At 59.9% G+C, this 25,702-nt stretch carries 19 protein-coding genes, 3 tRNA genes and 3 rRNA genes; 17 read left to right on the top strand and 8 right to left on the bottom strand.

Going from position 1 to position 25,702, the window contains the following annotated elements; all coding sequences use genetic code 11:
• Window positions 1-185 precede the first annotated feature (185 nt).
• From G6N78_RS05500 to G6N78_RS05450, 11 genes are all read left to right on the top strand, one after another.
• Window positions 186-1,668, top strand: a 16S ribosomal RNA gene (locus G6N78_RS05500).
• 214 nt (window positions 1,669-1,882) lie between these two features.
• A tRNA-Ile gene (locus G6N78_RS05495) sits at window positions 1,883-1,959 on the top strand.
• Window positions 1,960-2,067: 108 nt separating this feature from the next.
• A tRNA-Ala gene (locus G6N78_RS05490) sits at window positions 2,068-2,143 on the top strand.
• Window positions 2,144-2,695: 552 nt separating this feature from the next.
• Window positions 2,696-5,581, top strand: a 23S ribosomal RNA gene (locus G6N78_RS05485).
• Window positions 5,582-5,808: 227 nt separating this feature from the next.
• A 5S ribosomal RNA gene (gene rrf / locus G6N78_RS05480) occupies window positions 5,809-5,923 on the top strand.
• Together the 16S, 23S and 5S rRNA genes with 3 tRNA genes alongside form the textbook arrangement of a ribosomal RNA operon.
• A gap of 226 nt (window positions 5,924-6,149) precedes the next feature.
• Window positions 6,150-6,226 (top strand) — tRNA-Met (locus G6N78_RS05475).
• Between the two features lie 393 nt (window positions 6,227-6,619).
• Window positions 6,620-7,825 carry a kynureninase gene (gene kynU, locus G6N78_RS05470; protein ID WP_165216355.1) on the top strand — a complete coding sequence of 402 codons (1,206 nt, stop codon included), beginning with the start codon at window positions 6,620-6,622 and terminating at the stop codon, window positions 7,823-7,825.
• Window positions 7,822-8,661: a tryptophan 2,3-dioxygenase gene (kynA, locus tag G6N78_RS05465; protein ID WP_165216353.1), complete on the top strand. Its 840-nt coding sequence runs from the start codon at window positions 7,822-7,824 to the stop codon at window positions 8,659-8,661. The genes kynU and kynA overlap by 4 nt, the downstream gene beginning before the upstream one ends.
• 40 nt (window positions 8,662-8,701) lie before the next feature.
• Window positions 8,702-9,529, top strand: a complete 828-nt coding sequence (locus G6N78_RS05460; protein ID WP_165216352.1) for a hormone-sensitive lipase — start codon at window positions 8,702-8,704, stop codon at window positions 9,527-9,529.
• A 124-nt stretch (window positions 9,530-9,653) separates the two neighbouring features.
• Window positions 9,654-10,364 carry a YoaK family protein gene (locus G6N78_RS05455; RefSeq protein ID WP_165216350.1) on the top strand — a complete coding sequence of 237 codons (711 nt, stop codon included), beginning with the start codon at window positions 9,654-9,656 and terminating at the stop codon, window positions 10,362-10,364.
• A gap of 3 nt (window positions 10,365-10,367) precedes the next feature.
• Window positions 10,368-11,150: a YdcF family protein gene (locus G6N78_RS05450; protein ID WP_165216348.1), complete on the top strand. Its 783-nt coding sequence runs from the start codon at window positions 10,368-10,370 to the stop codon at window positions 11,148-11,150.
• A 4-nt stretch (window positions 11,151-11,154) separates the two neighbouring features.
• On the opposite strand, the gene G6N78_RS05445 is transcribed toward G6N78_RS05450, so the two are convergent.
• A complete protein-coding gene (locus G6N78_RS05445) occupies window positions 11,155-11,622 on the bottom strand; it encodes a hypothetical protein (protein WP_234905887.1) in 468 nt (155 codons plus the stop codon).
• Between the two features lie 132 nt (window positions 11,623-11,754).
• On the opposite strand from G6N78_RS05445, the gene G6N78_RS05440 reads away from it, so the two are divergent.
• Complete coding sequence (locus G6N78_RS05440) at window positions 11,755-12,405, top strand: trimeric intracellular cation channel family protein (RefSeq protein WP_165221314.1); 651 nt, start codon at window positions 11,755-11,757, stop codon at window positions 12,403-12,405.
• Between the two features lie 3 nt (window positions 12,406-12,408).
• Here G6N78_RS05440 and irrA read toward each other — a convergent pair whose 3' ends face one another.
• Complete coding sequence (irrA, locus tag G6N78_RS05435; RefSeq protein ID WP_165216341.1) at window positions 12,409-12,825, bottom strand: iron response transcriptional regulator IrrA; 417 nt, start codon at window positions 12,823-12,825, stop codon at window positions 12,409-12,411.
• A gap of 283 nt (window positions 12,826-13,108) precedes the next feature.
• On the opposite strand from irrA, the gene fabA reads away from it, so the two are divergent.
• From fabA to fabI, 3 genes are read left to right on the top strand one after another with little or no spacing between them, the layout of a single operon-like run.
• Window positions 13,109-13,618, top strand: coding sequence for a 3-hydroxyacyl-[acyl-carrier-protein] dehydratase FabA (gene fabA, locus G6N78_RS05430; protein WP_165216339.1), 510 nt, complete (start codon window positions 13,109-13,111; stop codon window positions 13,616-13,618).
• A 54-nt stretch (window positions 13,619-13,672) separates the two neighbouring features.
• Window positions 13,673-14,896, top strand: coding sequence for a beta-ketoacyl-ACP synthase I (fabB, locus tag G6N78_RS05425; protein ID WP_165216338.1), 1,224 nt, complete (start codon window positions 13,673-13,675; stop codon window positions 14,894-14,896).
• A 4-nt stretch (window positions 14,897-14,900) separates the two neighbouring features.
• Window positions 14,901-15,707, top strand: a complete 807-nt coding sequence (fabI, locus tag G6N78_RS05420) for an enoyl-ACP reductase FabI (RefSeq protein ID WP_165216336.1) — start codon at window positions 14,901-14,903, stop codon at window positions 15,705-15,707.
• A gap of 84 nt (window positions 15,708-15,791) precedes the next feature.
• Here fabI and G6N78_RS05415 read toward each other — a convergent pair whose 3' ends face one another.
• From G6N78_RS05415 to rbfA, 5 genes are all read right to left on the bottom strand, one after another.
• Window positions 15,792-16,808 carry a class I SAM-dependent methyltransferase gene (locus G6N78_RS05415; RefSeq protein ID WP_165216334.1) on the bottom strand — a complete coding sequence of 339 codons (1,017 nt, stop codon included), beginning with the start codon at window positions 16,806-16,808 and terminating at the stop codon, window positions 15,792-15,794.
• Between the two features lie 78 nt (window positions 16,809-16,886).
• A complete protein-coding gene (gene pnp / locus G6N78_RS05410) occupies window positions 16,887-19,025 on the bottom strand; it encodes a polyribonucleotide nucleotidyltransferase (protein WP_165216333.1) in 2,139 nt (712 codons plus the stop codon).
• 363 nt (window positions 19,026-19,388) lie between these two features.
• Window positions 19,389-19,658, bottom strand: coding sequence for a 30S ribosomal protein S15 (rpsO, locus tag G6N78_RS05405; protein ID WP_102020548.1), 270 nt, complete (start codon window positions 19,656-19,658; stop codon window positions 19,389-19,391).
• Window positions 19,659-19,820: 162 nt separating this feature from the next.
• Window positions 19,821-20,750, bottom strand: coding sequence for a tRNA pseudouridine(55) synthase TruB (gene truB / locus G6N78_RS05400; protein WP_165216331.1), 930 nt, complete (start codon window positions 20,748-20,750; stop codon window positions 19,821-19,823).
• A 15-nt stretch (window positions 20,751-20,765) separates the two neighbouring features.
• Window positions 20,766-21,179 (bottom strand): 30S ribosome-binding factor RbfA, encoded by a 414-nt coding sequence (gene rbfA, locus G6N78_RS05395; RefSeq protein ID WP_165216330.1) that lies wholly within the window; start codon window positions 21,177-21,179, stop codon window positions 20,766-20,768.
• A gap of 456 nt (window positions 21,180-21,635) precedes the next feature.
• On the opposite strand from rbfA, the gene G6N78_RS05390 reads away from it, so the two are divergent.
• The gene (locus tag G6N78_RS05390) at window positions 21,636-22,724 is read left to right on the top strand and encodes a DUF475 domain-containing protein (RefSeq protein WP_165216328.1); all 1,089 of its coding nucleotides are present in this window, start codon (window positions 21,636-21,638) and stop codon (window positions 22,722-22,724) included.
• Window positions 22,725-22,910: 186 nt separating this feature from the next.
• Window positions 22,911-23,663: a siderophore-interacting protein gene (locus G6N78_RS05385; protein WP_165216327.1), complete on the top strand. Its 753-nt coding sequence runs from the start codon at window positions 22,911-22,913 to the stop codon at window positions 23,661-23,663.
• On the opposite strand, the gene G6N78_RS05380 is transcribed toward G6N78_RS05385, so the two are convergent.
• Window positions 23,664-25,388: a methyl-accepting chemotaxis protein gene (locus tag G6N78_RS05380; RefSeq protein WP_165216326.1), complete on the bottom strand. Its 1,725-nt coding sequence runs from the start codon at window positions 25,386-25,388 to the stop codon at window positions 23,664-23,666. It lies immediately after the preceding gene.
• Window positions 25,389-25,702 lie beyond the last annotated feature (314 nt).

Below are 25,702 nucleotides of genomic sequence, written 5' to 3'. Positions count from 1 at the left end.
GACGGTCACGTTTTGATATGAGAACACCGGTTCTTTGCTGGGTTCGGCTATCTTTCGCCATTCCTTTGGAATGACGGAAGCCGAACCGGGCCATACGGCGCTGTGAAGCGTTGATGGTTTTGATGCTAAAGGATCAAGTGAGTTCTCGTCGATTCAGAACAAGTGATTAGTCTAGATTGAATTCTCAACTTGAGAGTTTGATCCTGGCTCAGAACGAACGCTGGCGGCAGGCTTAACACATGCAAGTCGAGCGCATCCTTCGGGGTGAGCGGCAGACGGGTGAGTAACGCGTGGGAACGTACCCTTTGCTACGGAATAGCTCCGGGAAACTGGAATTAATACCGTATGAGCCCTTCGGGGGAAAGATTTATCGGCAAAGGATCGGCCCGCGTTGGATTAGCTAGTTGGTGGGGTAAAGGCCTACCAAGGCGACGATCCATAGCTGGTCTGAGAGGATGATCAGCCACATTGGGACTGAGACACGGCCCAAACTCCTACGGGAGGCAGCAGTGGGGAATATTGGACAATGGGCGCAAGCCTGATCCAGCCATGCCGCGTGAGTGATGAAGGCCTTAGGGTTGTAAAGCTCTTTCAGTAGGGAAGATAATGACGGTACCTACAGAAGAAGCCCCGGCTAACTTCGTGCCAGCAGCCGCGGTAATACGAAGGGGGCTAGCGTTGTTCGGAATTACTGGGCGTAAAGCGCACGTAGGCGGACATTTAAGTCAGGGGTGAAATCCCGGGGCTCAACCTCGGAACTGCCTTTGATACTGGGTGTCTTGAGTGTGGAAGAGGTCAGTGGAATTGCGAGTGTAGAGGTGAAATTCGTAGATATTCGCAGGAACACCAGTGGCGAAGGCGGCTGACTGGTCCACAACTGACGCTGAGGTGCGAAAGCGTGGGGAGCAAACAGGATTAGATACCCTGGTAGTCCACGCCGTAAACGATGAATGTTAGCCGTCGGGCAGTTTACTGTTCGGTGGCGCCGCTAACGCATTAAACATTCCGCCTGGGGAGTACGGTCGCAAGATTAAAACTCAAAGGAATTGACGGGGGCCCGCACAAGCGGTGGAGCATGTGGTTTAATTCGAAGCAACGCGCAGAACCTTACCAGCCCTTGACATGCCAGGACCGCCACAGAGATGTGGTTTCCACTTCGGTGGCCTGGACACAGGTGCTGCATGGCTGTCGTCAGCTCGTGTCGTGAGATGTTGGGTTAAGTCCCGCAACGAGCGCAACCCTCGCCCTTAGTTGCCAGCATTAGGTTGGGCACTCTAAGGGGACTGCCGGTGATAAGCCGAGAGGAAGGTGGGGATGACGTCAAGTCCTCATGGCCCTTACGGGCTGGGCTACACACGTGCTACAATGGTGGTGACAGTGGGCAGCGAGCACGCGAGTGTGAGCTAATCTCCAAAAGCCATCTCAGTTCGGATTGCACTCTGCAACTCGAGTGCATGAAGTTGGAATCGCTAGTAATCGCGGATCAGCACGCCGCGGTGAATACGTTCCCGGGCCTTGTACACACCGCCCGTCACACCATGGGAGTTGGTTTTACCCGAAGGTAGTGCGCTAACCGCAAGGAGGCAGCTAACCACGGTAGGGTCAGCGACTGGGGTGAAGTCGTAACAAGGTAGCCGTAGGGGAACCTGCGGCTGGATCACCTCCTTTCTAAGGAAGCTGTGGAATTGGTAAGACGCCTAACTTGATTAGGATGAACCTTCCCGTGCTTTTTAGAACATAGATCGGACCAGTCAGGTCACGATCGAAATGAAATACGCCGGAACACTGCTTGCAGGTTCACGGTATGGCGAAATCCGCCGACCACGTTTCTCTTTCTTTGGAAGACAATTTGACAGGATAGGCCTTGATGGCCCTCCGGAATGGGCCCGTAGCTCAGTTGGTTAGAGCACACGCTTGATAAGCGTGGGGTCGGAAGTTCAAGTCTTCCCGGGCCCACCATTGCTTGTTTGCTGGTTGGGTTTGGGGCGACGTGTTCCGGTTGGTTGTTTTGGGATTGAATGTTGCTGGAGCCGGTTGGGGTAGTCCTGTTCGGTTGAAGCGCTGGATGGGGCTGTAGCTCAGCTGGGAGAGCACCTGCTTTGCAAGCAGGGGGTCAGCGGTTCGATCCCGCTCAGCTCCACCATGATTTTGTCCTCACGCTGTCGCAAACGTCGTTTGCTGCGCTCCAGCCATATTGGCATGGATGTGCGCCGAACGATCGGCGGCGGGCTATCGCCCTGTATGGGTGTGATACAGCTAGCGTGATGTTGTCTTCCTAGAAAGTCAGTGTTTTGCACGACGCGGTTCGCGTTTGTGCCTGTTTTGTCCGTATTGTGAAGAGAAGATTGATCCGGATCGAGGGCGACCTCGATGCCAGTCAAGGATCGTCTGTTGTTCGAAGGCTTTGGCCTTTGTCTGACGGATGATCTGGTGGATGTTGCCTGACCGCGCGTCCTCGGATTTGATCTCGAGAAGCTGGTCTTATGATCAGACGCGAAGTGGGTCGCTCGGCGTGACCTCAGATAAAGCGATCTGATCGAACACGTCGATGGCATCTGAGAGGCCTGGTTGTAAAAGGTAGCCAGGTTTTGGGAGTTATGAGCGAATAGCGAATAGCGAATAGTTTTGAAAATTCTATTCGCTACTCGCTAGGACCTATTCGCTCCCAATACGGATGAGCATTGGCAATGAGAACGATGAAGTGTCGTAAGGGCATTTGGTGGATGCCTTGGCATGCACAGGCGAAGAAGGACGTGATACGCTGCGATAAGCCGTGGGGAGCTGCGAATGAGCTTTGATCCATGGATCTCCGAATGGGGCAACCCACCTTAAGATACTTGGGAATCTGATGCGCCGTTGGCGCATGAGCGAATAGTTCTTAGCGAATAGCGAATAGGGTTTTTGACCAACTATTCGCTACTCGCTACTCGCTATTCGCCGCGTCGAAGACGCATGAGGTTCCAAGTATCGCAAATAAGGTATCTAACCTTGAATACATAGGGGTTAGAAGCGAACGCAGGGAACTGAAACATCTAAGTACCTGCAGGAAAGGACATCAACCGAGACTCCGTAAGTAGTGGCGAGCGAACGCGGACCAGGCCAGTGGCATTCAAGATAGAAGTCGAACGATTTGGAAAAGTCGGCCGCAGTGGGTGACAGCCCCGTAGACGTAGATGTCTTGAATGTCCTTGAGTAGGGCGGGACACGTGAAATCCTGTCTGAACATGGGGAGACCACTCTCCAAGCCTAAGTACTCGTGCATGACCGATAGCGAACAAGTACCGTGAGGGAAAGGTGAAAAGCACCCCGACGAGGGGAGTGAAATAGAACCTGAAACCGGATGCCTACAAGCAGTCGGAGGGCGTGAGCCTGACGGCGTACCTTTTGTATAATGGGTCAACGACTTAGTGTGTCGAGCAAGCTTAAGCCGGTAGGTGTAGGCGCAGCGAAAGCGAGTCTGAACAGGGCGTTCAGTTCGACGCATTAGACCCGAAACCGAGTGATCTAGCCATGAGCAGGTTGAAGGTTGGGTAACACCAACTGGAGGACCGAACCCGCATCTGTTGCAATAGATTGGGATGACTTGTGGCTAGGGGTGAAAGGCCAATCAAACTCGGAGATAGCTGGTTCTCCGCGAAATCTATTTAGGTAGAGCGTCGAGCGAATACCCCAGGGGGTAGAGCACTGGATGGGCTATGGGGACTCACCGTCTTACTGATCCTAACCAAACTCCGAATACCTGGGAGTACTACTCGGCAGACACACGGCGGGTGCTAACGTCCGTCGTGAAGAGGGCAACAACCCTGACCTCCAGCTAAGGTCCCCAAGTCATGGCTAAGTGGGAAAGGATGTGAGGATCCCAAAACAACCAGGATGTTGGCTTAGAAGCAGCCATCATTTAAAGAAAGCGTAACAGCTCACTGGTCTAAATAAGGGTCTTTGCGCCGAAAATGTAACGGGGCTAAAGCCATGCACCGAAGCTGAGGATATGCCGCAAGGCATGTGGTAGCGGAGCGTTCCGTAAGCCTGTGAAGGAGGACCCGTGAGGGCCTCTGGAGGTATCGGAAGTGCGAATGTTGACATGAGTAACGATAAAGGGGGTGAGAGACCCCCTCGCCGAAAGACCAAGGGTTCCTGCTTAAAGTTAATCTGAGCAGGGTTAGCCGGCCCCTAAGACGAGGCGGACACGCGTAGTCGATGGGAACCACGTTAATATTCGTGGGCCTGGTGGATGTGACGGATCATGTAACTTGTTCGTTCTTATTGGATTGAACGGGCGAGGAAATGGTTCCAGGAAATAGCACCACCATTATAGACCGTACCCGAAACCGACACAGGTGGTCAGGTAGAGTATACCAAGGCGCTTGAGAGAACTCTGCTGAAGGAACTCGGCAAATTGCACGCGTAACTTCGGAAGAAGCGTGACCCCACTTGAGGCAACTTTTGTGGGGTGGCACAGACCAGGGGGTAGCGACTGTTTATCAAAAACACAGGGCTCTGCGAAGTCTGTAAGACGACGTATAGGGTCTGACGCCTGCCCGGTGCTGGAAGGTTAAGAGGAGAGGTGCAAGCTTTGAATCGAAGCCCCAGTAAACGGCGGCCGTAACTATAACGGTCCTAAGGTAGCGAAATTCCTTGTCGGGTAAGTTCCGACCTGCACGAATGGCGTAACGACTTCCCCGCTGTCTCCAGCAGAGACTCAGTGAAATTGAATTCCCCGTGAAGATGCGGGGTTCCTGCGGTCAGACGGAAAGACCCCGTGCACCTTTACTATAGCTTTACACTGGCATTCGTGTCGGCATGTGTAGGATAGGTGGTAGGCTTTGAAGCAGGGACGCCAGTCTCTGTGGAGCCATCCTTGAAATACCACCCTTATCGTCATGGATGTCTAACCGCGACCCGTTATCCGGGCCCGGGACAGTGTATGGTGGGTAGTTTGACTGGGGCGGTCGCCTCCGAAAGAGTAACGGAGGCGCGCGATGGTGGGCTCAGAGCGGTCGGAAATCGCTCGTCGAGTGCAATGGCATAAGCCCGCCTGACTGCGAGACTGACAAGTCGAGCAGAGACGAAAGTCGGTCATAGTGATCCGGTGGTCCCGCGTGGAAGGGCCATCGCTCAACGGATAAAAGGTACGCCGGGGATAACAGGCTGATGACCCCCAAGAGTCCATATCGACGGGGTTGTTTGGCACCTCGATGTCGGCTCATCGCATCCTGGGGCTGGAGCAGGTCCCAAGGGTTTGGCTGTTCGCCAATTAAAGCGGTACGTGAGCTGGGTTCAGAACGTCGTGAGACAGTTCGGTCCCTATCTGCCGTGGGTGTAGGAATATTGACAGGATCTGTCCCTAGTACGAGAGGACCGGGATGGACATATCTCTGGTGGACCTGTTGTCGTGCCAACGGCATAGCAGGGTAGCTATATATGGAAGGGATAACCGCTGAAGGCATCTAAGCGGGAAACCCACCTGAAAACGAGTATTCCCTATCAGGGCCGTGGAAGACGACCACGTTGATAGGAGGCGTGTGGACGTGCAGCAATGCATGAAGCTTAGCCTTACTAATAGCCCGATCGACTTCATCGTTCCCATTGACAATGCTCATCACAAAATGAGCGAATAGCGAATAGGATGTGGCGAATAGACATCGCAACATCCTGACGCTCTTCAAGCCAAAGACGTGTTCAAATCCAGCGATAAAAGAAAAGCAAACGCGAAAAACTATTCGCTATTCGCTAATCCCTATTCGCTCAAAATCCAGCTTCTCAAACAATCCGGCGCCAAACCGCGCCGGATACATTGCCCTTAGCTGACCTGGTGGTCATGGCGGGGCGGCTGCACCCGTTCCCATTCCGAACACGGCCGTGAAACGCCCCTGCGCCAATGGTACTTCGTCTCAAGACGCGGGAGAGTAGGTCGCTGCCAGGTCTGCTAAAGGCAATACAAAATCTTCTCACAAACAATCAAACCGACCCAACACAACATCACAATGGGTCGCAACGCGCCGCACAAAACGACACCCAAAATTAACGCGGGGTGGAGCAGACCCGTTCTCCCGCAGCGCACCAAAATGCGCGAGGAAGAACAAACAAAAAAATGCCGGGCAGCCCAGCCCGCTACGCCAGGCAAAACGCCAAGGCAAGCTCATACATAACGCGGGGTGGAGCAGCCCGGTAGCTCGTCAGGCTCATAACCTGAAGGCCGCAGGTTCAAATCCTGCCCCCGCAACCAAACATCCAATAAAGCCCCGCGATCCAAAAATCGCGGGGCTTTTTGCGTTGCCCGAACACCGCAAACCAGTCCGCCGTCGATGATCAGAGCCGGGGAGACCATGCCCGCCCCGGCCCGCTTCCTCACACCGCGCGCTTCAATGCATCCCCGATCATCGTGACGGCGGCTGCTTGCGGTGCGGAGCCGTCGAGGCTGCTTGCGCCCGCACCAAGTCGCGGACTGACAGTTTGGGCGACCTCGACCGGTATCAGTCAGCCGAGGGATCGTCAGAACCCGCCGTCGCAGCGAAAATCTAGTTTAAACTTCAAATGTCTCTGCTATTGTTCCAGCGGATGGGGCTGGTCGGCCGCAGTCAATGGCGCAGATCGGGCCTGGCGCACAGAGGTTTGGAAAATGACGGATTTCGACAAGACGCGCAGCCTGTTTTACATGCCCGACGGCGTGATCTATCTGGATGGCAATTCGCTCGGTCCTTTGCCCAAGGCAGCGCGCGATCGTGTGGCCGCCATGATGACCGGCGAGTGGGGCGACATGCTGATCCGCGGCTGGAACGAGGCTGCGTGGATGATGATGCCGCGGCGCGTTGGTGACCGGGTCGGCCGGTTGATCGGTGCGCCGCAGGGTACCGTGGTGATGGGCGACACGCTCTCGATCAAGGTTTACCAGGCGCTGGCCTCCGCCATCGATATCATGGCCGAACGGGATCCGAAACGGCGCATCGTCCTCACCGACAACGGCAATTTCCCCTCCGATCTCTACATGGCGGAAGGCCTCATCCAGACGCTGGATCGCGGCTATGAACTGAAGGTCGTGGCGCCGGAAGAGGTCGAGGGTGCCATCGACGAGACCGTTGCCGTCACCATGCTGACCGAGGTGGATTATCGCACCGGTCGCCTGCATGACATGAAGGTGCTGACCGCCAAGGCCCATGCGGTGGGCGCGCTGTCGGTCTGGGATCTCGCCCACTCGGCCGGCGCCATTCCGGTCGATCTTCTGGGGGCGGATGCGGATTTTGCCGTCGGCTGCAGCTACAAGTACTTGAATGGCGGTCCCGGCGCCCCGGCCTTCATCTATGTCTCACCCCGCTGGATCGACCGGGCGCGTCCAGCGCTGTCCGGCTGGCTGGGGCATGAGCGGCCCTTTGCCTTCGATCTGCATTATCGCCCGGGAGACGGTGTGGATCGCATGCGGGTGGGCACGCCGCCGATCCTGGCGCTCGCAGCTCTCGATGCCGCCCTCGACGCCTGGGATGAGGTCGAGATGGCGGATGTGCGCCAGAAATCCGTGGCACTGTGCGAGCTTTTCATTGCGGAGGTCAAGGCGCGCTGCCCGGATCTGACGCTCGGTTCGCCGCGCGACGCGGCGAGGCGCGGAAGCCAGGTCTCCTTCCTGCATGACGAAGGCTACGCGATAATGCAGGCACTGATCGCTCGCGGCGTGATTGGTGATTTCCGTGCGCCGAACGCCATCCGCTTCGGATTCACCCCGCTTTATATCGGTGAGGCGGAGGTGATGGCCGGCGTCGAGATCTTGGCGGACATCATGACCAACCGGCTGTGGGATCAACCGCAATTCAAGAAGAAGGCGCTCGTGACGTGACATCCAAGACCTATGATCCCGCCCAGGAAGGCGCCGAGATGTCCTTCCGCGAACGCATGTCCTATACCGATTACCTGCAGCTCGATCCGATCCTGTCGGCGCAGAAGCCGCTGTCGTCCGCGCATGATGAGCTGCTGTTCATCATCCAGCACCAGACATCCGAACTCTGGATGAAGCTCGCGATCCACGAGATCACGTCTGCGATCAGCGCGATCCGCCGCGACGATCCGCAGCCGGCCTTCAAGATGCTGGCGCGGGTGGCGCGGATTTTCGAGCAGCTGAACGGCGCCTGGGACGTGCTGCGCACCATGACGCCGAGCGAATATACCGAGTTTCGCAATGCGCTCGGCCAGTCCTCCGGCTTTCAGTCCTATCAGTACCGGGCGATCGAGTTCCTGGCGGGCAACCGCAACCTCGCCATGCTCGGCCCGCATAGCCACCGGCCGGACCTGATCGAGCATCTGGAGGCGATCCTCGCGAGGCCCAGCCTCTATGACGAGGCGATCCTGCTTCTCGGGCGCAATGGCTTCGAGATCGGGGAAGAGGCCGGACGCACCTCCTGGCGGGAAAAGCGCGGCGAAAGCGAAGCGGTTCTGGAAGCCTGGCGCGCGGTGTATGCGGAGCCCCGCCGTTACTGGGTTCTTTACGAACTGGCGGAAAAGCTGGTGGATTTCGAGGATTATTTCCGCCGCTGGCGCTTCAACCACGTCACCACGGTCGAGCGCGTCATCGGCTTCAAGCGGGGCACAGGGGGTACATCCGGCACGCATTATCTAAAGAAGATGCTGGAGGTGGAGCTCTTCCCGGAATTGTGGCGGGTGCGTACGGTACTCTGACGAGCGGCAGGAACGGACCGCAGGAACCAGCGAGGACTCGATGCTTTTTCACAAGATCACCGACTGGAACGACGCCTATACCAATGGCGCCAACATTCCCCGGGGCGACAGCTGGCCGGCTGCCTGGGTGGAGCCGGCGAAAGCCTTCCGGGAGATGCTGGAGGCGCAAGGGCGCGCGAGGCTCGATCTCTCCTATGGCGAAAAGCCCCGCAACCGGTTCGATCTTTTTCTGCCGGAAGAGGCCCCAAAGGGGCTGGTCGTCTTCGTGCATGGCGGCTACTGGCAGGCACTCGACAAGTCCTACTGGTCGCACCTGGCGGCGGGAAGTCTCGCCCATGGCTATGCGGTGGCCATGCCAAGCTACACGCTCTGCCCCGAGGCGCGGGTCGGCGACATCGTCATGGAGATTGCCGCAGCCATTGCCGATGCGGCGGGTGAAATTGACGGACCGATCCACCTGACCGGTCATTCCGCCGGTGGCCACCTCGTCACCCGCATGGTGGCGGATGGATCGCCGCTTGTCGCTCCGGTGCGGGAGCGGGTGCGCACGGTCGTCTCCATCTCCGGTGTGCATGACCTGAGGCCGCTGGTGCTGACCGGGCTCAACAAGAACCTGCAGCTCGATGCACAGGAAGCCGCCGCTGAAAGCCCGGTGCTGATGCTGCCATCAGCCGGAACCCGGCTTTTCTGCTGGGCAGGCGGCAACGAGCGGGCGGAGTTCCTTCGCCAGAACGCGCTGATGGCGAGCCTCTGGCTAGGGCTCGGCGCGGAAACCGGCGCCTATGTGGAGCCTGACCGCCACCACTTCAACGTCATCGACGGGCTCGCCGATCCGGAGCATCCGCTGACCCTCACGCTGTTGTCCTGATCACCGCAGAAATGTGATCAGGCGACTGTCGCGGAAGTGCTTTCATGCGGGGGCTTCGACCCGCTAGGTTGGCCACAGGGGCGATTCGCATGCGGGCTATTCCGTGCGCAGCCTGGGGCAGCACATGACACGCGAGAAACGGCGCAAGATCATCCGAACACAGCGGACACGGACGGGGCTTGGCCTCGTTGCCGCGATATCCTTCATTGCGGGCCTGACGGATGCGATCGGCCTCAGGCTCTCGGGCGATTTCGTTTCGTTCATGACGGGCAACACGACACGGGCTGCCATTGCCCTGGCGGATGGCGACTGGAGCCATGGTTTCGTTCTGCTGGCGGCCATTTTCGTGTTTGTGCTCGGCAATGCGCTCGGCATCGTGATTGCGCATCTGGTGCCGCGCCGCATGTTCGGCGTGCTTGCCAGCGTCGCCATGCTTCTCGCCTTTGCGGCGATCCTGGAGGCCGAGCAGTTCCGCCTGCTGCGCTTTTATCTGGTCGTTGCCTCCATGGGCATGGTCAATGCGACCGTCGAACATATCGAGGGTCTGCCGATCGGCCTCACCTATGTCACCGGCGCCTTGTCTCGTCTGGGGCGCGGCATAGGCCGGTTCATCATGGGAGAGCGCAATCTCGACTGGACGATCCAGGCCGTGCCGTGGTTCGGCATGGTCTCCGGTGCCATGTGCGGCGCTCTGCTTGGCCTTGCAATCCCGGATCATGCCCTCGTCGTTGCCGCGGCACTCACCATGATCGTCGCACTGTCGTCGCTTTTCATCCGCAGAACCCTGCATTGGCGTTTCAATCAGCGCACCCTGTCGAGCTCCAGACGCAGGTAATGGATGTTCTACCTCTCCAAGATCTTCTGGCTGCTGGTGCAGCCGCTCTCGCTTGCCTTCTTCCTGGCAGCCCTTGCGGCGCTCGCTTGTCTTCTGCGCCTGTCGCGGACCGGCGCCAGTCTTGCGGGATCGTCTGCCCTGATACTGTTCGTGACGCTCTACACGACGACCGGTAATGTGCTGCTGCAATCCTTGGAAGACCGCATCCCACGCCCTCAAGGAGCACCGCAAACCATCTCCTGCATCATCATGCTGGGCGGTGGCGTCGAGAACGAGGTGATGAGCGGGCGCGGCGGCGTGGAGTTCAATGCCGCTGCCGATCGCTACACGGAAACCCTGCGCCTCGCTCTTGCGCATCCGGAAGCGAAAATCCTCGTCTCTGGCGGAGATGGCTCGTTCAGCGGTCGTTATGAGGGCGAGGCCGGCGCCTCGGCAGCGTTCTTTACGTCCTTCGGTGTGCAGCCGGAGCGGCTGATCCGGGAGAATGACTCCCGCAACACCTGGGAAAACACGCTGAACACGAAAGAGCTTCTCGCGCGGGAGGGCTTGAAAGACTGTCTGCTGGTGACATCTGCCTTCCATATGCCGCGCTCGCTCGCCCTGTTTTCCAAGGCAGGTCTTGGCGTGACGCCCTGGCCGGTGGATTACCGCACCAGCGGAGCACTGACGCTCGGCTTCGACTTCACCCAGCCGTCGCTGAATGCCCAGAATACATCCACCGCCGTGCGCGAGTGGCTGGGCCTCCTCGGTTACTATGCAGCGGGCCGCATCGACTGGCCCTTCTAAAGCGTCACTGCCTGGAAATCGTCACCATGCGCGCACCGCGCACCCGAACCGTCATCTGGCATTCCTTGTCGTCGGTCCGGTCGCAGTAATGCGGCGCCATCTTGAAGACGAACACCATGTTGCCGAACCGCTTGACGAAATCGTAGCCGAAGATCTGGGCGGTTGCGATCATGAAATATCCACCCTCCTTGACCTGAAGGTAGAAATTATAGGGGCAGCCTTCGTCGTTGCAGCCGACGCCCTGTTTGCCGTTGCAACTCAGGTCGCCGTGATTGGCAATGGCATCGATGATGCCGTCATTGTTGATGTCGAGACGGGTGATGAACTTCTCGCCGAACTGCACGCTCTGGCACTGCTTGCGGAAGAAATCCTTCTCGTAGATCTCGGGATCGCTGAGCAGTTGCTGTTGCGCGCTGGCGAGCGACGGCAAAAGCACAAGCGCGATCAGGTGAACGGCCGCGAAGAACATCATCCGCACAAGCATCTTCCTCTTGTTCAATCCTCTGTAGACAAAGCCGCCGATCCGATGGCCGCCGGGAGTTTAGGTGACTATGATTAAGAACAATGCGCTTGCGCGACGCTGGTGCCGGAGATCCCCATGGCCGTGTCCCTTCTGACCCTTCTGGATTATGCAGGCGTCGCTCTGTTTGCGGCCACCGGTGCGCTGGCCGCCTCGCGCAAGCAGCTCGATCTCATCGGCTTCCTGTTCTTTGCCGCAGCGACCGGCGTGGGCGGCGGCACCCTGCGCGATCTGGTGCTGGGGCAGGCACCCGTGTTCTGGGTGAAGGACCCGACCTACCTGCTGGTCTGCGCCGGCGTTGGCATCTTCCTGTTCTTGACCGCCCACCGGGTCGAATGGCGCTATCGCCTGCTGATCTGGCTGGATGCCGTCGGGCTTGCCGCCTACAGCGTGATGGGCGCGGCGAAGGGGCTGGCGATTACCGGCTCGCCGACGATCGCGATCGTCACCGGCACGATGACGGCGACATTCGGCGGCATCCTGCGCGATCTGATCGCCAACGAACCGTCCATCCTGCTGCGACCGGAAATCTACGTCACGGCTGCCCTGGCCGGTGCTGCCGCCTTCACGGCCACGGCGCTCCTGGGGTTGCCGTTGCCCTACAGCTCGGCTGCCGGCATCTTCACGGCCTTTGCGCTGCGCGGCGGTGCCATTCATCACGGCTGGACGTTGCCGCGCTACCGGGCACGACCCGGCCGCCCGCCTGACGAGGCGATGAAAAAGAAGAGGAAGTAAGGATCAGGACTTCTTTTCGCGCAGGCGGATGATCACATCCACATGGGCGATTTCCATGCCCTCGGGTGGTGCCGGCAGATTGTCGATCTGCAGGTTGCTGACCGGAATGTCGAGCACCTCGTTGCGGCCTTCGACGAAGAAGTGGTGGTGATCGGAGACATTGGTGTCGAAATAGGTCTTGGCGCTTTCGACGGCCAGAACGCGAATCAGTCCGGCTTCGGTGAACTGGTGCAGCGTGTTGTAGACGGTGGCGAGCGAGACCGGAACGCCGGCGGTCGTGGCTTCCTCGTGCAGTTCTTCCACGGTCAGGTGGCGGTCGCCCTTGGCAAACAGAAGGTCGGCCAGAGCCACGCGCTGGCGCGTCGGGCGCAAGCCGAAGTGGCGCAATCTGGTTTCCACATCCATGATGGCGTCGGCCATAGGGGGATCAAGCTCCGTCAACCCGATATTTCTCGATTTTTCGATATAACTTTTGGCGGTCTGTCTTTCAATAGCTTCGTCAAATCTTCTGGTTTTGCGGCGGGTAAATGCAAAAAATTGACCGCGAGTCCCCTAGTTTGGCGGGTCGGGTTCCTATATGCGGACCTATCTCACTACGGAAACGGCAACCATTATCTCGGGCTGTCGCTGCCTTGCGCTTCAATTTATAACGGTCTTGCTTTAAAGACGCATGAACCGACGACGAGGGGGACACAGAAACCTCATGGACAGCAGAAAATCCAGTTTCACTTATGAAGAGCTCATTGCCTGTGCCCATGGCGAACTCTTCGGACAAGGCAATGCGCAACTGCCTCTGCCGCCCATGTTGATGGTGCACCGGATCACCGAGATCTCGGAAACCGGCGGCGCTTTCGACAAGGGCTACCTGAGGGCGGAATATGACGTGCGGCCCGACGACTGGTATTTTCCGTGCCATTTCGAAGGCAACCCCATCATGCCCGGCTGCCTCGGCCTCGACGGCATGTGGCAGCTGACCGGCTTCTTCCTCGGCTGGCTGGGAGAGCCCGGCCGCGGGATGGCGCTGTCCACCGGCGAGGTGAAGTTCAAGGGCATGGTCCGCCCGCAAACCAAGCTCCTGGAATACGGCATCGACTTCAAGCGCGTCATGCGCGGTCGTCTGGTTCTCGGAACCGCCGATGGCTGGCTGAAGGCGGACGGCGAAACCATCTATCAGGCATCCGACCTGCGCGTCGGGCTGTCCAAGGACAAATAAGACGCCCGGACACGCGGTTTGGGTGCGTCAGGAAACAAACAAGGGTTAGATCAGATGCGACGGGTAGTTGTCACCGGCCTCGGTGTGGTTTCCTCGATCGGCAACAATGCCACGGAAGTCACCGCCTCTCTGCGCGATGCCAAGTCCGGCATTTCCTTCTCCAGCGACTTTGCCGAACATGGCTTCAAGTGCCAGGTCTGGGGTCGTCCGAACATCGACACCACGGATCTTGTCGATCGTCGCGCCATGCGCTTCCTGTCGCAGGGCGGCGCCTGGAACCACGTGGCGATGAAGCAGGCGATTGCCGATTCCGGTCTGGAAGACAAGGATTACGCCGAAAACGAGCGCGTCGGCATCATCATGGGCTCGGGCGGTCCTTCCACCCGCACCCTGATCGAAGCCGCCGATATCACCATCAAGAACAACAGCCCGAAGCGCATCGGCCCGTTCGCCGTGCCGAAGGCGATGTCGTCCACGGCCTCTGCCACGCTCGCCACCTGGTTCAAGATCCACGGCGTCAACTATTCCATCTCGTCGGCCTGCTCGACCTCGGCACACTGCATCGGCAATGCCGTGGAAATGATCCAGTGGGGCAAGCAGGACATGATGTTTGCCGGCGGTCACGAGGACCTCGACTGGACCATGTCGAACCTCTTCGATGCCATGGGCGCCATGTCGTCCAAGTACAACGACCAGGCAGCCACCGCATCGCGCGCCTATGACGCCAACCGTGATGGCTTCGTCATTGCCGGTGGTGCAGGCGTCCTGGTGCTCGAAGAGCTTGAACATGCAAAAGCCCGCGGCGCCAAGATCTACGCTGAAGTGGTGGGTTACGGTGCGACTTCCGACGGGTACGACATGGTCGCTCCGTCGGGCGAAGGCGCGATCCGCTGCATGCGCCAGGCGCTGAAGACGGTCGATGGAACGGTCGATTATATCAACACCCACGGCACCTCGACCCCGGTTGGCGATTCGAAGGAAATCGGCGCCATCCGCGAAGTCTTCGGCGACAAGATGCCCCACATCCAATCGACCAAATCGCTGACCGGCCATTCGCTGGGCGCGGCCGGCGTGCAGGAATCGATCTATTCGCTGTTGATGATGCAGGCGGGCTTCATTGGCGAAAGCGCGCATATCCAGGAACTTGATCCGGAATTTGATGGCGTGCCGATCGTTCGTGAACGGATCGACGATGCCAAGATCGATATTGCCCTCTCCAATTCCTTCGGCTTCGGCGGCACTAACGCCACGCTCGTCTTCCAGCGTTTTAACGGATAAACCCATGAGCGGTATCATGCAGGGTAAGCGCGGCCTCATCATGGGCGTCGCGAATAATCATTCGATCGCCTGGGGCATCTCCAAGGCGCTCGCCGCCCAGGGTGCTGAACTGGCCTTCACCTTTCAGGGCGAGGCGCTGGGCCGGCGCGTGAAGCCGCTGGCGGCCGAAGTCGGCTCCGACTTCGTCCTGCCGTGCGACGTGGAAGATCTGGCCTCCGTCGATGCCACCTTCGACGCCATCAAGGAACGCTGGGGTAAGCTCGACTTCGTCGTGCACGCCATCGGCTTCTCCGACAAGAACGAGCTGAAGGGCCTTTATTCCGACACCACGCGGGAAAACTTCAGCCGCACCATGGTGATCTCTTGCTTCTCGTTCACCGAGATTGCCAAGCGCGCCGCGGACCTGATGGTCGATGAGGGCGCCATGCTGACGCTGACCTATGGCGGCTCCATGCGGGTGATCCCGAACTACAACGTCATGGGCATCGCCAAGGCAGCGCTCGAATCCTCCGTCCGCTATCTGGCTGCTGATTACGGTCCGAAGGGCATTCGCGTCAACGCGATCTCCGCCGGTCCGGTGCGCACGCTGGCCGGTGCCGGCATTTCGGATGCGCGCGCCATCTATTCGTGGAACCAGAAGAACTCGCCGCTCCGCCGCACCGCGACGATCGAGGATATCGGCGGTTCCGCCCTCTATCTCCTGTCGGACCTGTCGCGTGGTGTGACCGGCGAAATCCATTATGTGGATGCCGGCTACAACATCACCTCGCTGCCGACGCTGGACCGCCTGCGCAACGCCGACGCGGAATAAGCCTCGGCATCATCCTGAAACAACAAGGCCCCGGATGCGTCACCGCATCCGGGGCCTTTTGCATGTTTGACCGGTCAGACCGAATTACTTGCGTGCCTGCAGCACCTTGAAGCGCGCGTTGCGGCACACTTCGCTGCTCTCCTTGAACTCGGACGCCAGCACCGGCTCGTAAGGCAGGCCGCGATTGGCCACCATCAGCAGCTGGCCGCCGATCCTGAGCGCCGAGGCGGCGGCCTTGATGAAGGCCTGGCCGATTGCCGGATCGGCGGCATGGCCCTCATGGAAGGGCGGGTTCATGATGACGAGGTCGTACTTCTCCTTGACCGGCTCGGAAACGAGGTCCTGCCAGAAGAAACGTGCGGCGAGATCCGGGCAGTTGGCCGCCAGGTTCTTCTTCGCAAATTCCAGCGCCCGGTGATCGGCCTCGAAGAGGTCGATGCGGTTGGTGCGCGGTGATGCTTCCGCCAGCATCACGGAGAGATAGCCCCAGCCGGCGCCGAGATCGGCGGCATTGCCGTCGAAATCCCGCGGCAGGCGGCTGGCGAGGAGTTCCGATCCGGCATCGATCCGGTCATGCGAGAAGGTGCCGGGCACGGTCTCAAAACGGTTCTCGATCAGCTGCGGCTGCTTGGCAAACTTGGCGACAGCTGCCGAGACATCCGAGGGGCGGGTGAACCAGGCCACCACGCCGTGATATTTCGGCATGTGTTCGATGGCAAAACCGAGATTGGCGATTTGCTTGCGCAGCGGCTGCACGCCGTCTTCCTTGGAGCCGGCGAGCACGATCAGGCCGCCTTCCTTCACGCGGGCGAGCGCCTCGGCCACGTTCCCCTCGTTTTCGCCCTTGTGCTTGCCGCAGAGGATCAGCGCGCCGTCATAGGCCTCGCCCTCCACCTCCGGCACCACATGCGCGCCGTTGACGCTGAGCGGCCGATAGAGCGGGCGCAGAGGCTGCACGTTGACGATATCCGCGGCAAAGCCCTCCGGCAGGCGCGGGCCGGCTTCGGCGCCGAGGAACAGAATACGGTCTCCTTCGCCCGGAACGGGAAGCGTGCCGGTGGAGAAGGGATGGAACAGGGTTTTTACGGCATCACGGATCATGGTCGTCTTCCGGATCTAAAATAGCAAAAAGGGCGCGGAAACCTCCCGCGCCCCAGGAACATGGAAAGCTTGAAAAGCTTACTCGGCAGCAGCTTCGCCGCCTTCGGCCTTCTTGATTTCCTGGCCGGTGGCCTGATCGACGACCTTCATCGACAGGCGAACCTTGCCGCGCTCATCGAAGCCCATCAGCTTGACCCAGACCTTGTCGCCTTCCTTGACGACGTCGGAGGTCTTCGCCACGCGCTCGGACGCGAGCTGCGAGATGTGCACGAGGCCGTCGCGGGCGCCGAAGAAGTTGACGAAGGCGCCGAAGTCGGCGGTCTTGACGACCGTGCCTTCGTAGATGGCGCCGACTTCCGGCTCGGCCACGATGGAGTGGATCCACTTGCGGGCCGCTTCGATTTCCTTGCCGGAGGCGGAGGCGATCTTCACGGTGCCGTCGTCTTCGATGTTGATCTTAGCGCCGGTCTTTTCAACGATTTCGCGGATGACCTTGCCGCCCGAACCGATGACTTCACGGATCTTGTCGACCGGAATGTTCATCACTTCGATGCGCGGTGCGAATTCGCCGAGCTGGCCGCGGCTTTCGGACAGGGCATTGGCCATTTCGCCGAGGATGTGGTTGCGACCACCCTTGGCCTGACCGAGAGCGACCTTCATGATCTCTTCGGTGATGCCGGCGATCTTGATGTCCATCTGCAGCGAGGTGATGCCGTCAGCGGTGCCGGCCACCTTGAAGTCCATGTCGCCGAGGTGGTCTTCGTCACCGAGGATGTCGGAGAGAACCGCGAAGCGATCGCCTTCCAGGATCAGGCCCATGGCGATGCCGGCAACCGGCTTTGCCAGAGGAACGCCGGCGTCCATCAGAGCAAGCGAGGTGCCGCAGACGGTGGCCATCGAGGACGAGCCGTTCGACTCGGTGATCTCGGAGACGACGCGCAGAGTGTAGGGGAACTGTTCCGGCGTCGGCAGCATCGGGCGGATGGCGCGCCATGCGAGCTTGCCATGGCCGATTTCGCGGCGGCCCGGGGAGCCCATGCGACCGGTTTCACCGACCGAGTAGGGCGGGAAGTTGTAATGCAGAAGGAAGCGTTCCTTGTACATGCCGGTCAGGCTGTCGACATACTGTTCGTCTTCGCCGGTGCCGAGCGTGGCGACAACGATCGCCTGGGTCTCGCCACGGGTGAAGAGGGCCGAACCGTGCGTGCGCGGCAGGATGCCGACTTCCGAGACGATGGCGCGAACCGTTTCCAGGTCACGGCCGTCGATGCGGCTCTTCGTGTCGAGAATGTTCCAGCGGACGATCTTTGCCTGCAGGTGCTTGAAGACGGCGCCAACGACTTCCGCCGTGTACTTGGCTTCGCCGTCTGCCGGCAGGAAGTGCGCCTTCACCTTGGCCTTCACGGCATCGACGGCAGCGTAACGGTCAGCCTTCTGGGTGATCTTGTAGGCGTCGCGCAGTTCGGCTTCGGCCAGCTTCAGCATTTCGGCTTCGAGTTCGGAATGATCTTCCGGTTCGAATTCGCGCGGCTCCTTGGCTGCGACTTCGGCAAGCTTGATGATCGCATCGATGACCGGCTGGAAACCCTTGTGGCCGAACATGACGGCGCCGAGCATGACGTCTTCGTTCAGTTCCTTGGCTTCCGACTCAACCATCAGCACGGCGTCCTGCGTGCCGGCAACAACGAGGTCGAGGCTCGACTCGTCCATCTCGTCGAGATGCGGGTTGAGAACGTATTCGCCGTTGATGTAACCGACGCGGGCGCCGCCGACCGGACCCATGAAGGGCACGCCGGAGAGTGTCAGCGCTGCCGAGGTGGCGACCATCGACAGGATGTCCGGGTTGTTTTCCAGGTCATGCTGGATGACGGTGACGACGACCTGCGTGTCGTTCTTGTAGCCTTCCGGGAAGAGCGGGCGGATCGGGCGGTCGATCAGGCGGGAAACGAGCGTTTCGTTTTCCGACGGACGGCCTTCGCGCTTGAAGTAGCCACCCGGGATCTTGCCGGCGGCGTAGGTCTTTTCCTGGTAGTTGACGGTGAGCGGGAAGAAATCCTGGCCCGGCTTCGGCTCCTTGGCGGAAACGACGGTGGCCAGAACAACGGTCTCGCCATAGGTGGCGATGACGGCGCCGTCAGCCTGGCGGGCAATCTTGCCCGTTTCCAGCTTCAGCGGGCGGCCTGCCCATTCGATTTCGACGGAATGCGTATTGAACATGATTCAAGTCCTTCTTGCGCGGCGGCAACGCCTCTTCCGGAGAAGATGCGGGCTCAGGCCTGCGCTTGTGGTGACGCGATCACGGGCAAGACAACGGGAGGCTTTCAGCGGTCCGACACTCGGTTCGAACACGGACAGGATGATCGGAAACAACGATCCTGATCATCGCTCGCCGCATCTCAGCGCGGCGAAAGCATCCGGCAATCCTGCCCCATGACAGGTCATCGGTTACGTTTTGGCAGGTCCGGCCCATCCGGGCCCGCCACAAAGTTTCGCCCGTCTCGGGCAGCATTCGGTCCGGACTGTCTTGCCCGGATGGACAACCGGCGGACAATCGACTGATTGCCCGCCGGATTGTTTGTCTTAGCGACGGATACCGAGGCTGGTGATCAGCTTCGTGTAACGAGCCTCGTCCTGCTTCTTGACGTAGTCGAGAAGCGAACGGCGGGTCGAAACCATGGTCAGAAGGCCACGACGCGAGTGGTTGTCCTTCTTGTGACCCTTGAAGTGCTCCGTCAGGTTGGTGATACGCTCGGTCAGGATTGCGACCTGAACTTCCGGTGAACCGGTGTCGCCTTCCTTGATTGCGTATTCCTTGATGAGGGCGGCCTTGCGCTCTGCAGTGATCGACATCGTGGATCCTTTCGATGTGAGGATGGAAGGGTCGCCGTAAGGCCGGGATGTCGTCCAGCCTTGGCCATGAAAGCTAAGAGCGCAGCACAGCGCACATCTAGCTGGCGGTGCCTATAAACCATTCGGCCCGCCTTGGGAAGAGGCATGTTCTGCCGCCGTATTTCAGGCAAAGACCCGCTTCGGGCGGAACTCGCCCTGGCCGATCTCGCCGATTGCCACCAGTCTGCCATCGGCCAGCGCCACGGCTTCCGGTTCCGCCACGGGCGCATCGCGGCCGCGCAGGATGATCGGGTTGCCCATGCGCAGGCGATGCGCCTGATCGCCGGTGATGCGGATCTGCGGCAGGGCCGAAAGCGCCTCGCTGGTCTCGACAAGGAAGGCATCCAGTGCGGCAAGCCGCTCGTCGCGGTCTTCGATCGCCTCGAGAGCGACCAGGTCAGCGAGCGGCACCATCGTCTCTTCGGCAAAGGGCGCGACAAAGGTGCGGCGCAGTCCGGAGATGTGGCCGAAGCAGCCGAGTTCGCGGCCGAAATCGCGCGCCAGCGACCGCACATAGGTGCCCTTGCCGCATTCGACTTCGAAGAAGGCGCGATCGGTTTCGACCTTCAGCAGCGTCAACCGGTGGATTTCCACATCACGCGAAGGGATCTCCACCGTCTCGCCCTCGCGGGCCAGGTCATAGGCCCGCTCGCCAGCGATCTTGATCGCCGAAAACTGCGGCGGAATCTGGCTGATGGTGCCGGTATAGCGCGGCAGCAGCGCGCGGATCGCCTCTTCGGTCGGACGGTTGGTCGAGGTCTCGGTGACCTCGCCCTCCAGGTCGTCCGTCGAACGTTCCTCGCCCCAGGTCACGGTGAACTCGTAGATCTTGCGGCCGTCCATGACGTAAGGCACGGTCTTGGTGGCGTCGCCAAGCGCGATCGGCAGCATGCCGGAGGCGAGCGGATCGAGCGTGCCGGCATGGCCCGCCTTCTGGGCGTTGAACAGCCACTTGATCTTGCCGACGGCTTCGGTGGAGCCGAAATCGACCGGCTTGTCGAGGATCAGCCAGCCGGAAACCGGCCGGCCCTTGGGTTTGCGGGGTTTGGACATCTTGCTCTTGTCTTGTCAGTCTTGTTCGTCTGAACCGGTCTCGCCGGCAAGATCGCGCTGCACTTCGGGCGAGCGCAGCAGCTCGTCGATCTTCTTGTAATTGTCGAAGCTGGTATCGTCGCGGAAACGAACTTCCGGCATGTATTTCATCTGGCGCAGCTGGCCGCCCAGGCGTCCGCGGATGAACTTCGCATTGCGGTTCAGCGCTTCGATCACCTTGGCATGGTCGGAGACGCCAAGCGGAGTCACATAGGCCGTCGCAATCTTCAGGTCCGGCGACATGCGTACTTCGGAGACGGAAATGACGGTCTTCTCGATGAGGTCGTCCCGCACGTCGCCGCGCTGGAGCACCTGGGTGATTGCGGCGCGAACCTGTTCGCCAACACGCAGCATGCGCTGCGACGGCGCAGAGGATGTAGCTTTGCTCATTGTTGTTTTTCTTTCCTTCGGGCCAATCTTGAGGTCGGCAGAATAACAGAAACCAGACCAGATGGCGCGGGCAGGCGTGCTCCATGCCCTCAGTTGCGGCAAAGGTCAAGGTTTGCCGCTGTTTCAGACCGATTTCTTGGCTGAGAGGGGTGCTTCGGGCGCCTGTCGCTGTGCCGATCGTGACGGATGATCTTGACCTTTGGCAAGAATTCGCCATGTTCGGACTGTCTCCCCGAACAAGAACCGATACCGGGGATTGAACTTTGGTGCCGGGCCCCTCTGGCGAGAGTTTTTACGGCGCTCTCGCGATGTCGGTACCGCCTGCAAATTGAGCCGGCGGATTGAAGCAACCATGATGCCTACCATCCTGATACCGGGTGCACCCTTCGGCGTGCGTCCCTTTTCTGCATTGAACCTGAAAACCTCTGACACGGCCTGCCGTCAGGAGGTCTCCGCATGAGCCAGCCCACCTCCTCCAACAGCATGCTCGGCTATTTCCGCTGGGCCTTCATCGTCACCGTCATCGGCCTCATCCTCGGCGGTGTGCTGGGCTGGCAATCGACCGGCACGATCGGCGGCATGCTGACCGTCTTTTTCATCTGTGCGGTGCTGGCGGTCCTCGAGATCTCGCTCTCCTTCGACAATGCCATCGTGAATGCCAACAAGCTGAAGGACATGACGCCGGTCTGGCAGCAGCGCTTCCTCACCTGGGGCATCCTGATCGCCGTCTTCGGCATGCGCATCGTCTTCCCCCTGCTGATCGTGGTGATTGCCGCCGGCATCGGCCCGATCGATGCGATCATCCTCGCCGCCGCACGGCCGGAGGAATATGCGCGCATCATGCATGAGGCGCATCTGCCGATCGCCGCCTTCGGCGGCACCTTCCTGATGATGGTCGGCCTTACCTTCTTCTTCAATCACGAGAAGGACGTGCACTGGGTCGAGGTGATCGAGAGCCGGGTGGCGCGCTTCGCCACCATCAAGGGCGTCGAGATCGCCTTCGTGCTGCTGCTGATCATGCTCTTTTCGCAACTGCTGCCGGAAGCGGAGGCCTCCACCTTCGTGCATGCGGCCGTCTACGGCCTCCTGACCTTCCTGCTGGTGGAAGTGCTCGGCGGTGCGCTCGATGCCTCGCAAAAGGCCATGAGCGAGGCGGCGAAGGGCGGACTCGGCGCATTCATCTACCTCGAAGTGCTGGATGCCAGCTTCTCCTTCGACGGCGTGATCGGCGCCTTTGCCCTCACCCAGAACCTCTTCATCATTGCGATCGGTCTTGGCATCGGCGCCATGTATGTCCGCTCCATGACGATCATGCTGGTGGAAAAGGGCACGCTCGCCGAATACCGCTATCTGGAGCATGGCGCCTTCTACGCGATCCTGATCCTCTCGGTGATCATGTATGTCCAGACGCTCGTGCATATTCCGGAGGTCATCACCGGTCTTGGCGGTGCCGGCCTCATCGGCCTTTCGCTCTGGTCGTCGATCCGACACAACCGGATGGAACGACGGCATGCGGAAGAACTGGAGCTGCAGCGTAGCGTATAACGTCAGCCTTATCCTCTGCGGCAGGCCCTTCGGGGCCTGTTTTGCGTGTCTGGATCGGGTGAAACGGTCCTCCGCCGGCTGGCACAGAAAAAGATGACTTTAATAGGAAGGAATAAAACGCTATCCAGCATCCCTGTTTGAGGCCGCACCCGTAGCGGTCTTGTCTCTAAAAAGATGGAGCACAGGATGGATCAGCCCGCTCAACCGTCAGCCCAGCCGCCCCGCCAGCGTCCGCAGCTTCCCGCCTGGACGCTGACGATCAAGGATGCCTTCGATCTTTCGGCCGGCATGCGGCGGGTTCTCTTCACCACCGACCGCATCTCCGAATTTTCCTATAAGCCCGGCCAGGATATCGTCTTCTTTCTGCCCGATCCCTCCGGGGAACTCGGCCGGCGCCATTATACGATCCGCAGCCTCGACCGGCAGACCGGCGTGATCGCCGTCGATTTCGTCATGCACGGCGCAACGCTCGGGCCGAATTTCGCCCGGAACGCCAAACCCGGCGATACGGTGGAGGTGAAGGGTCCGCGCGGACGCATCGTCTTCAATCCGCAAGCCGATTGGCATCTGATCACCGGCGACGAGACCTGCATTCCCGGCATCCTGCATATTCTGGAACATCTGCCAGCCGGTGCGCGGGCCTTCGCCTTCGTCGAGGTGCAGGATTCGTCCTGGCAGCAGAGTTTTGAGACGAAGGGCGATGTGGCGATCGAATGGATCCATCGCGGCCCGGCCGGACCGAGCAGCATCATGCTCGACCGCATCGCCGCCTTCGGCCTGCCGGACGGCAAGGGGCAGGCGTTGATCATCGGCGAGACCAGCAATGTGCGCACCCAGCGCCATCACCTGATCTCCCGCGGCCTGACGCGTGAGCAGATCGCTTCGGAAGGCTATTGGCGTCCCGGCCGCAATGGCGGCCATGATCACGTCGATGACTGATCAGAAGAGCGCCGCATCCAGGTCGTCGTCGGAGAGCACCGTCAGCGGTGCTTCTTCCGGTGCGGCCGTTCCGAGGATCGCTGCGTGCAGCTCCCGCTCCGAGGCCATGGTGTAGAGCCGGTTGATGCGCGGACCAAGGACGGCGATGGCCTCGTCGAGACCCTCCGTGCTGAGGCCGTGGGCCGGATCGAGTTGGATGTCTTCGGCACACCGGCGCAGAACCTCGCCGAGGTCGGCCTGGAAATCGAGCTTGGCGAGCGCCGTGTTCATCTGCTCGATCCCGCGCTGGCCGTCCCCGCTCATCTGCTTGAGATCGGCCTCCATGCGGGTGCAGACGCTGCGAATTCTCTGCAGGGCATTGTCGAGGCGGGCATCGAGGCTGCCGACCTCGATCATGTCCTGCGGTTCGTCGATCAGGGCCTGCGCCGCGGTTTCGAGGCCCTTCAGCTCTCCGACGATCTTTTCGGCAACCTCGTCCAGCTGGCCGGCAAAGATGCGCAGCTCGGCGGTGACGACATTGATCGCCTTGCCTTCTTCGCCGATCTTGCCGCAGCGCAGGTTGGTGTTGAGCGCCATGTAATGAATGTCGCCGCGCACCACCTGCACGAGGCTGATGCCGTCGAGCAGGGTCTGCACGGTGGTAAGAATCTGCCGGGTCATTTCTGCGGCCGCGGCGGCCACCTTTTCGATCTCGCGCACGGCTTCGCGCGCCTCTGTCACGCCGCCCTCCAGCGTGCGCATCGAAAAGGCATTGTCGCCACCGTCTTCACCGATCATCGATCTCTGAATATCGGTGATCTGGAAAAGATCCGAGCGGAAGCTGGCGATTGTGTCGATGATCTTGCCGGTGTCGCGGTCGAAATCGCCGCGCGACTGGTCGAGCTGGCTGAGAACCAGACTGGCGACGAGGTTCGAAAGCCGGCCACGTTGATCCTGTGTCAGGATGCTGGCCTCGGCGGATGCCAGATAGTCGGCCAGCTGTTCGAAGCTCGCCTGGCAGTGCTCAATCCTCTGGCGCGTGATATCGCCCACCTGCATCGAGGAGAGAACCGATGCGAGCTTGTTCTGAACGCCCATGGCGATCCGCTTGACCTCGTCGGCCCGTTTGGCCAGCGTCTCGCGCTGCAGCCGCAGCTGGTCCATGCCGCCGGTCAGGGCGGCGATGATCCGCGGAACAGTCTGTCCATAGCGGGTGACAATGTCGTCACCCTTGGCAATCACGGGGCCGATGCCGGCGCCGAGCTGCGTCAGGCTGTCGGAGAAACGGTTGACCTGGTCGCTGCCTTCTTGAATGCGCTGCAGGATCTCTTCGGCAAAACCGGCGAAATCGGCAATCCCGGCGCCGGTGATCTTGGCGGTCACGGCAAAGGTCCGGAGATAGCGCAGGGTTTCCTGCATGCTGGTCACATGCGGACGCACCAGCCGTTCGGTCGCGGCGATCTCGCGGAACTGGATCTGGCGTGAGCCTTCATTCTGCGTGAGCGACGACAACGCCGCCGCCGTCGAACCCAGCTCATTCAGCGTGGCGCCCGCCGTTTCCTCGTCCAGCGAGCTGGTCAGGGTATCGAGCGACGAAATCATCTTGTTCAGCACGTCGAGTACCGACAAGAGCACGGCACCGCCATCCAGGAAACGCTGCTCGATGCGCGAGCGCGCCTCTTCCATGCGTGCGGCAGAAGCATGTGACCAGGTATCGGTCTGGGCAATCTTTGCACTCAATGCCACTGAATGGTCTCCGCTATCATTGGTTGTGTTTTGCCGGACTACGTTTTGTGCACCCGCTTAACAGACTCCTCTGCCCATGCCCGCCAATGCATGACCGGTTCTAGCGTGAGCCTATTAAGAACTTGCAAAAATGGACGTCGGCCAAGGGTTTCTGGTTAAGTTTGCATTATCAAGTCACGAAGTTACGGAATCCATAATTCTTGCCTGGTGAAAACTGGTCGGGCTTTCTTATCGTCTTGTTAATCATAGCCTCTCATCTTTGCCGTGTAGATTTTGTTCTCATTGATGGACGGCGACGTGCGATCTTCGGTTAA

The organism is Allorhizobium pseudoryzae, assembly GCF_011046245.1.
Taxonomy (GTDB): domain Bacteria; phylum Pseudomonadota; class Alphaproteobacteria; order Rhizobiales; family Rhizobiaceae; genus Neorhizobium; species Neorhizobium pseudoryzae.
Note: the sequence above shows the minus strand (reverse complement) of the source record. Positions and strands in the feature narration are given on the sequence as shown.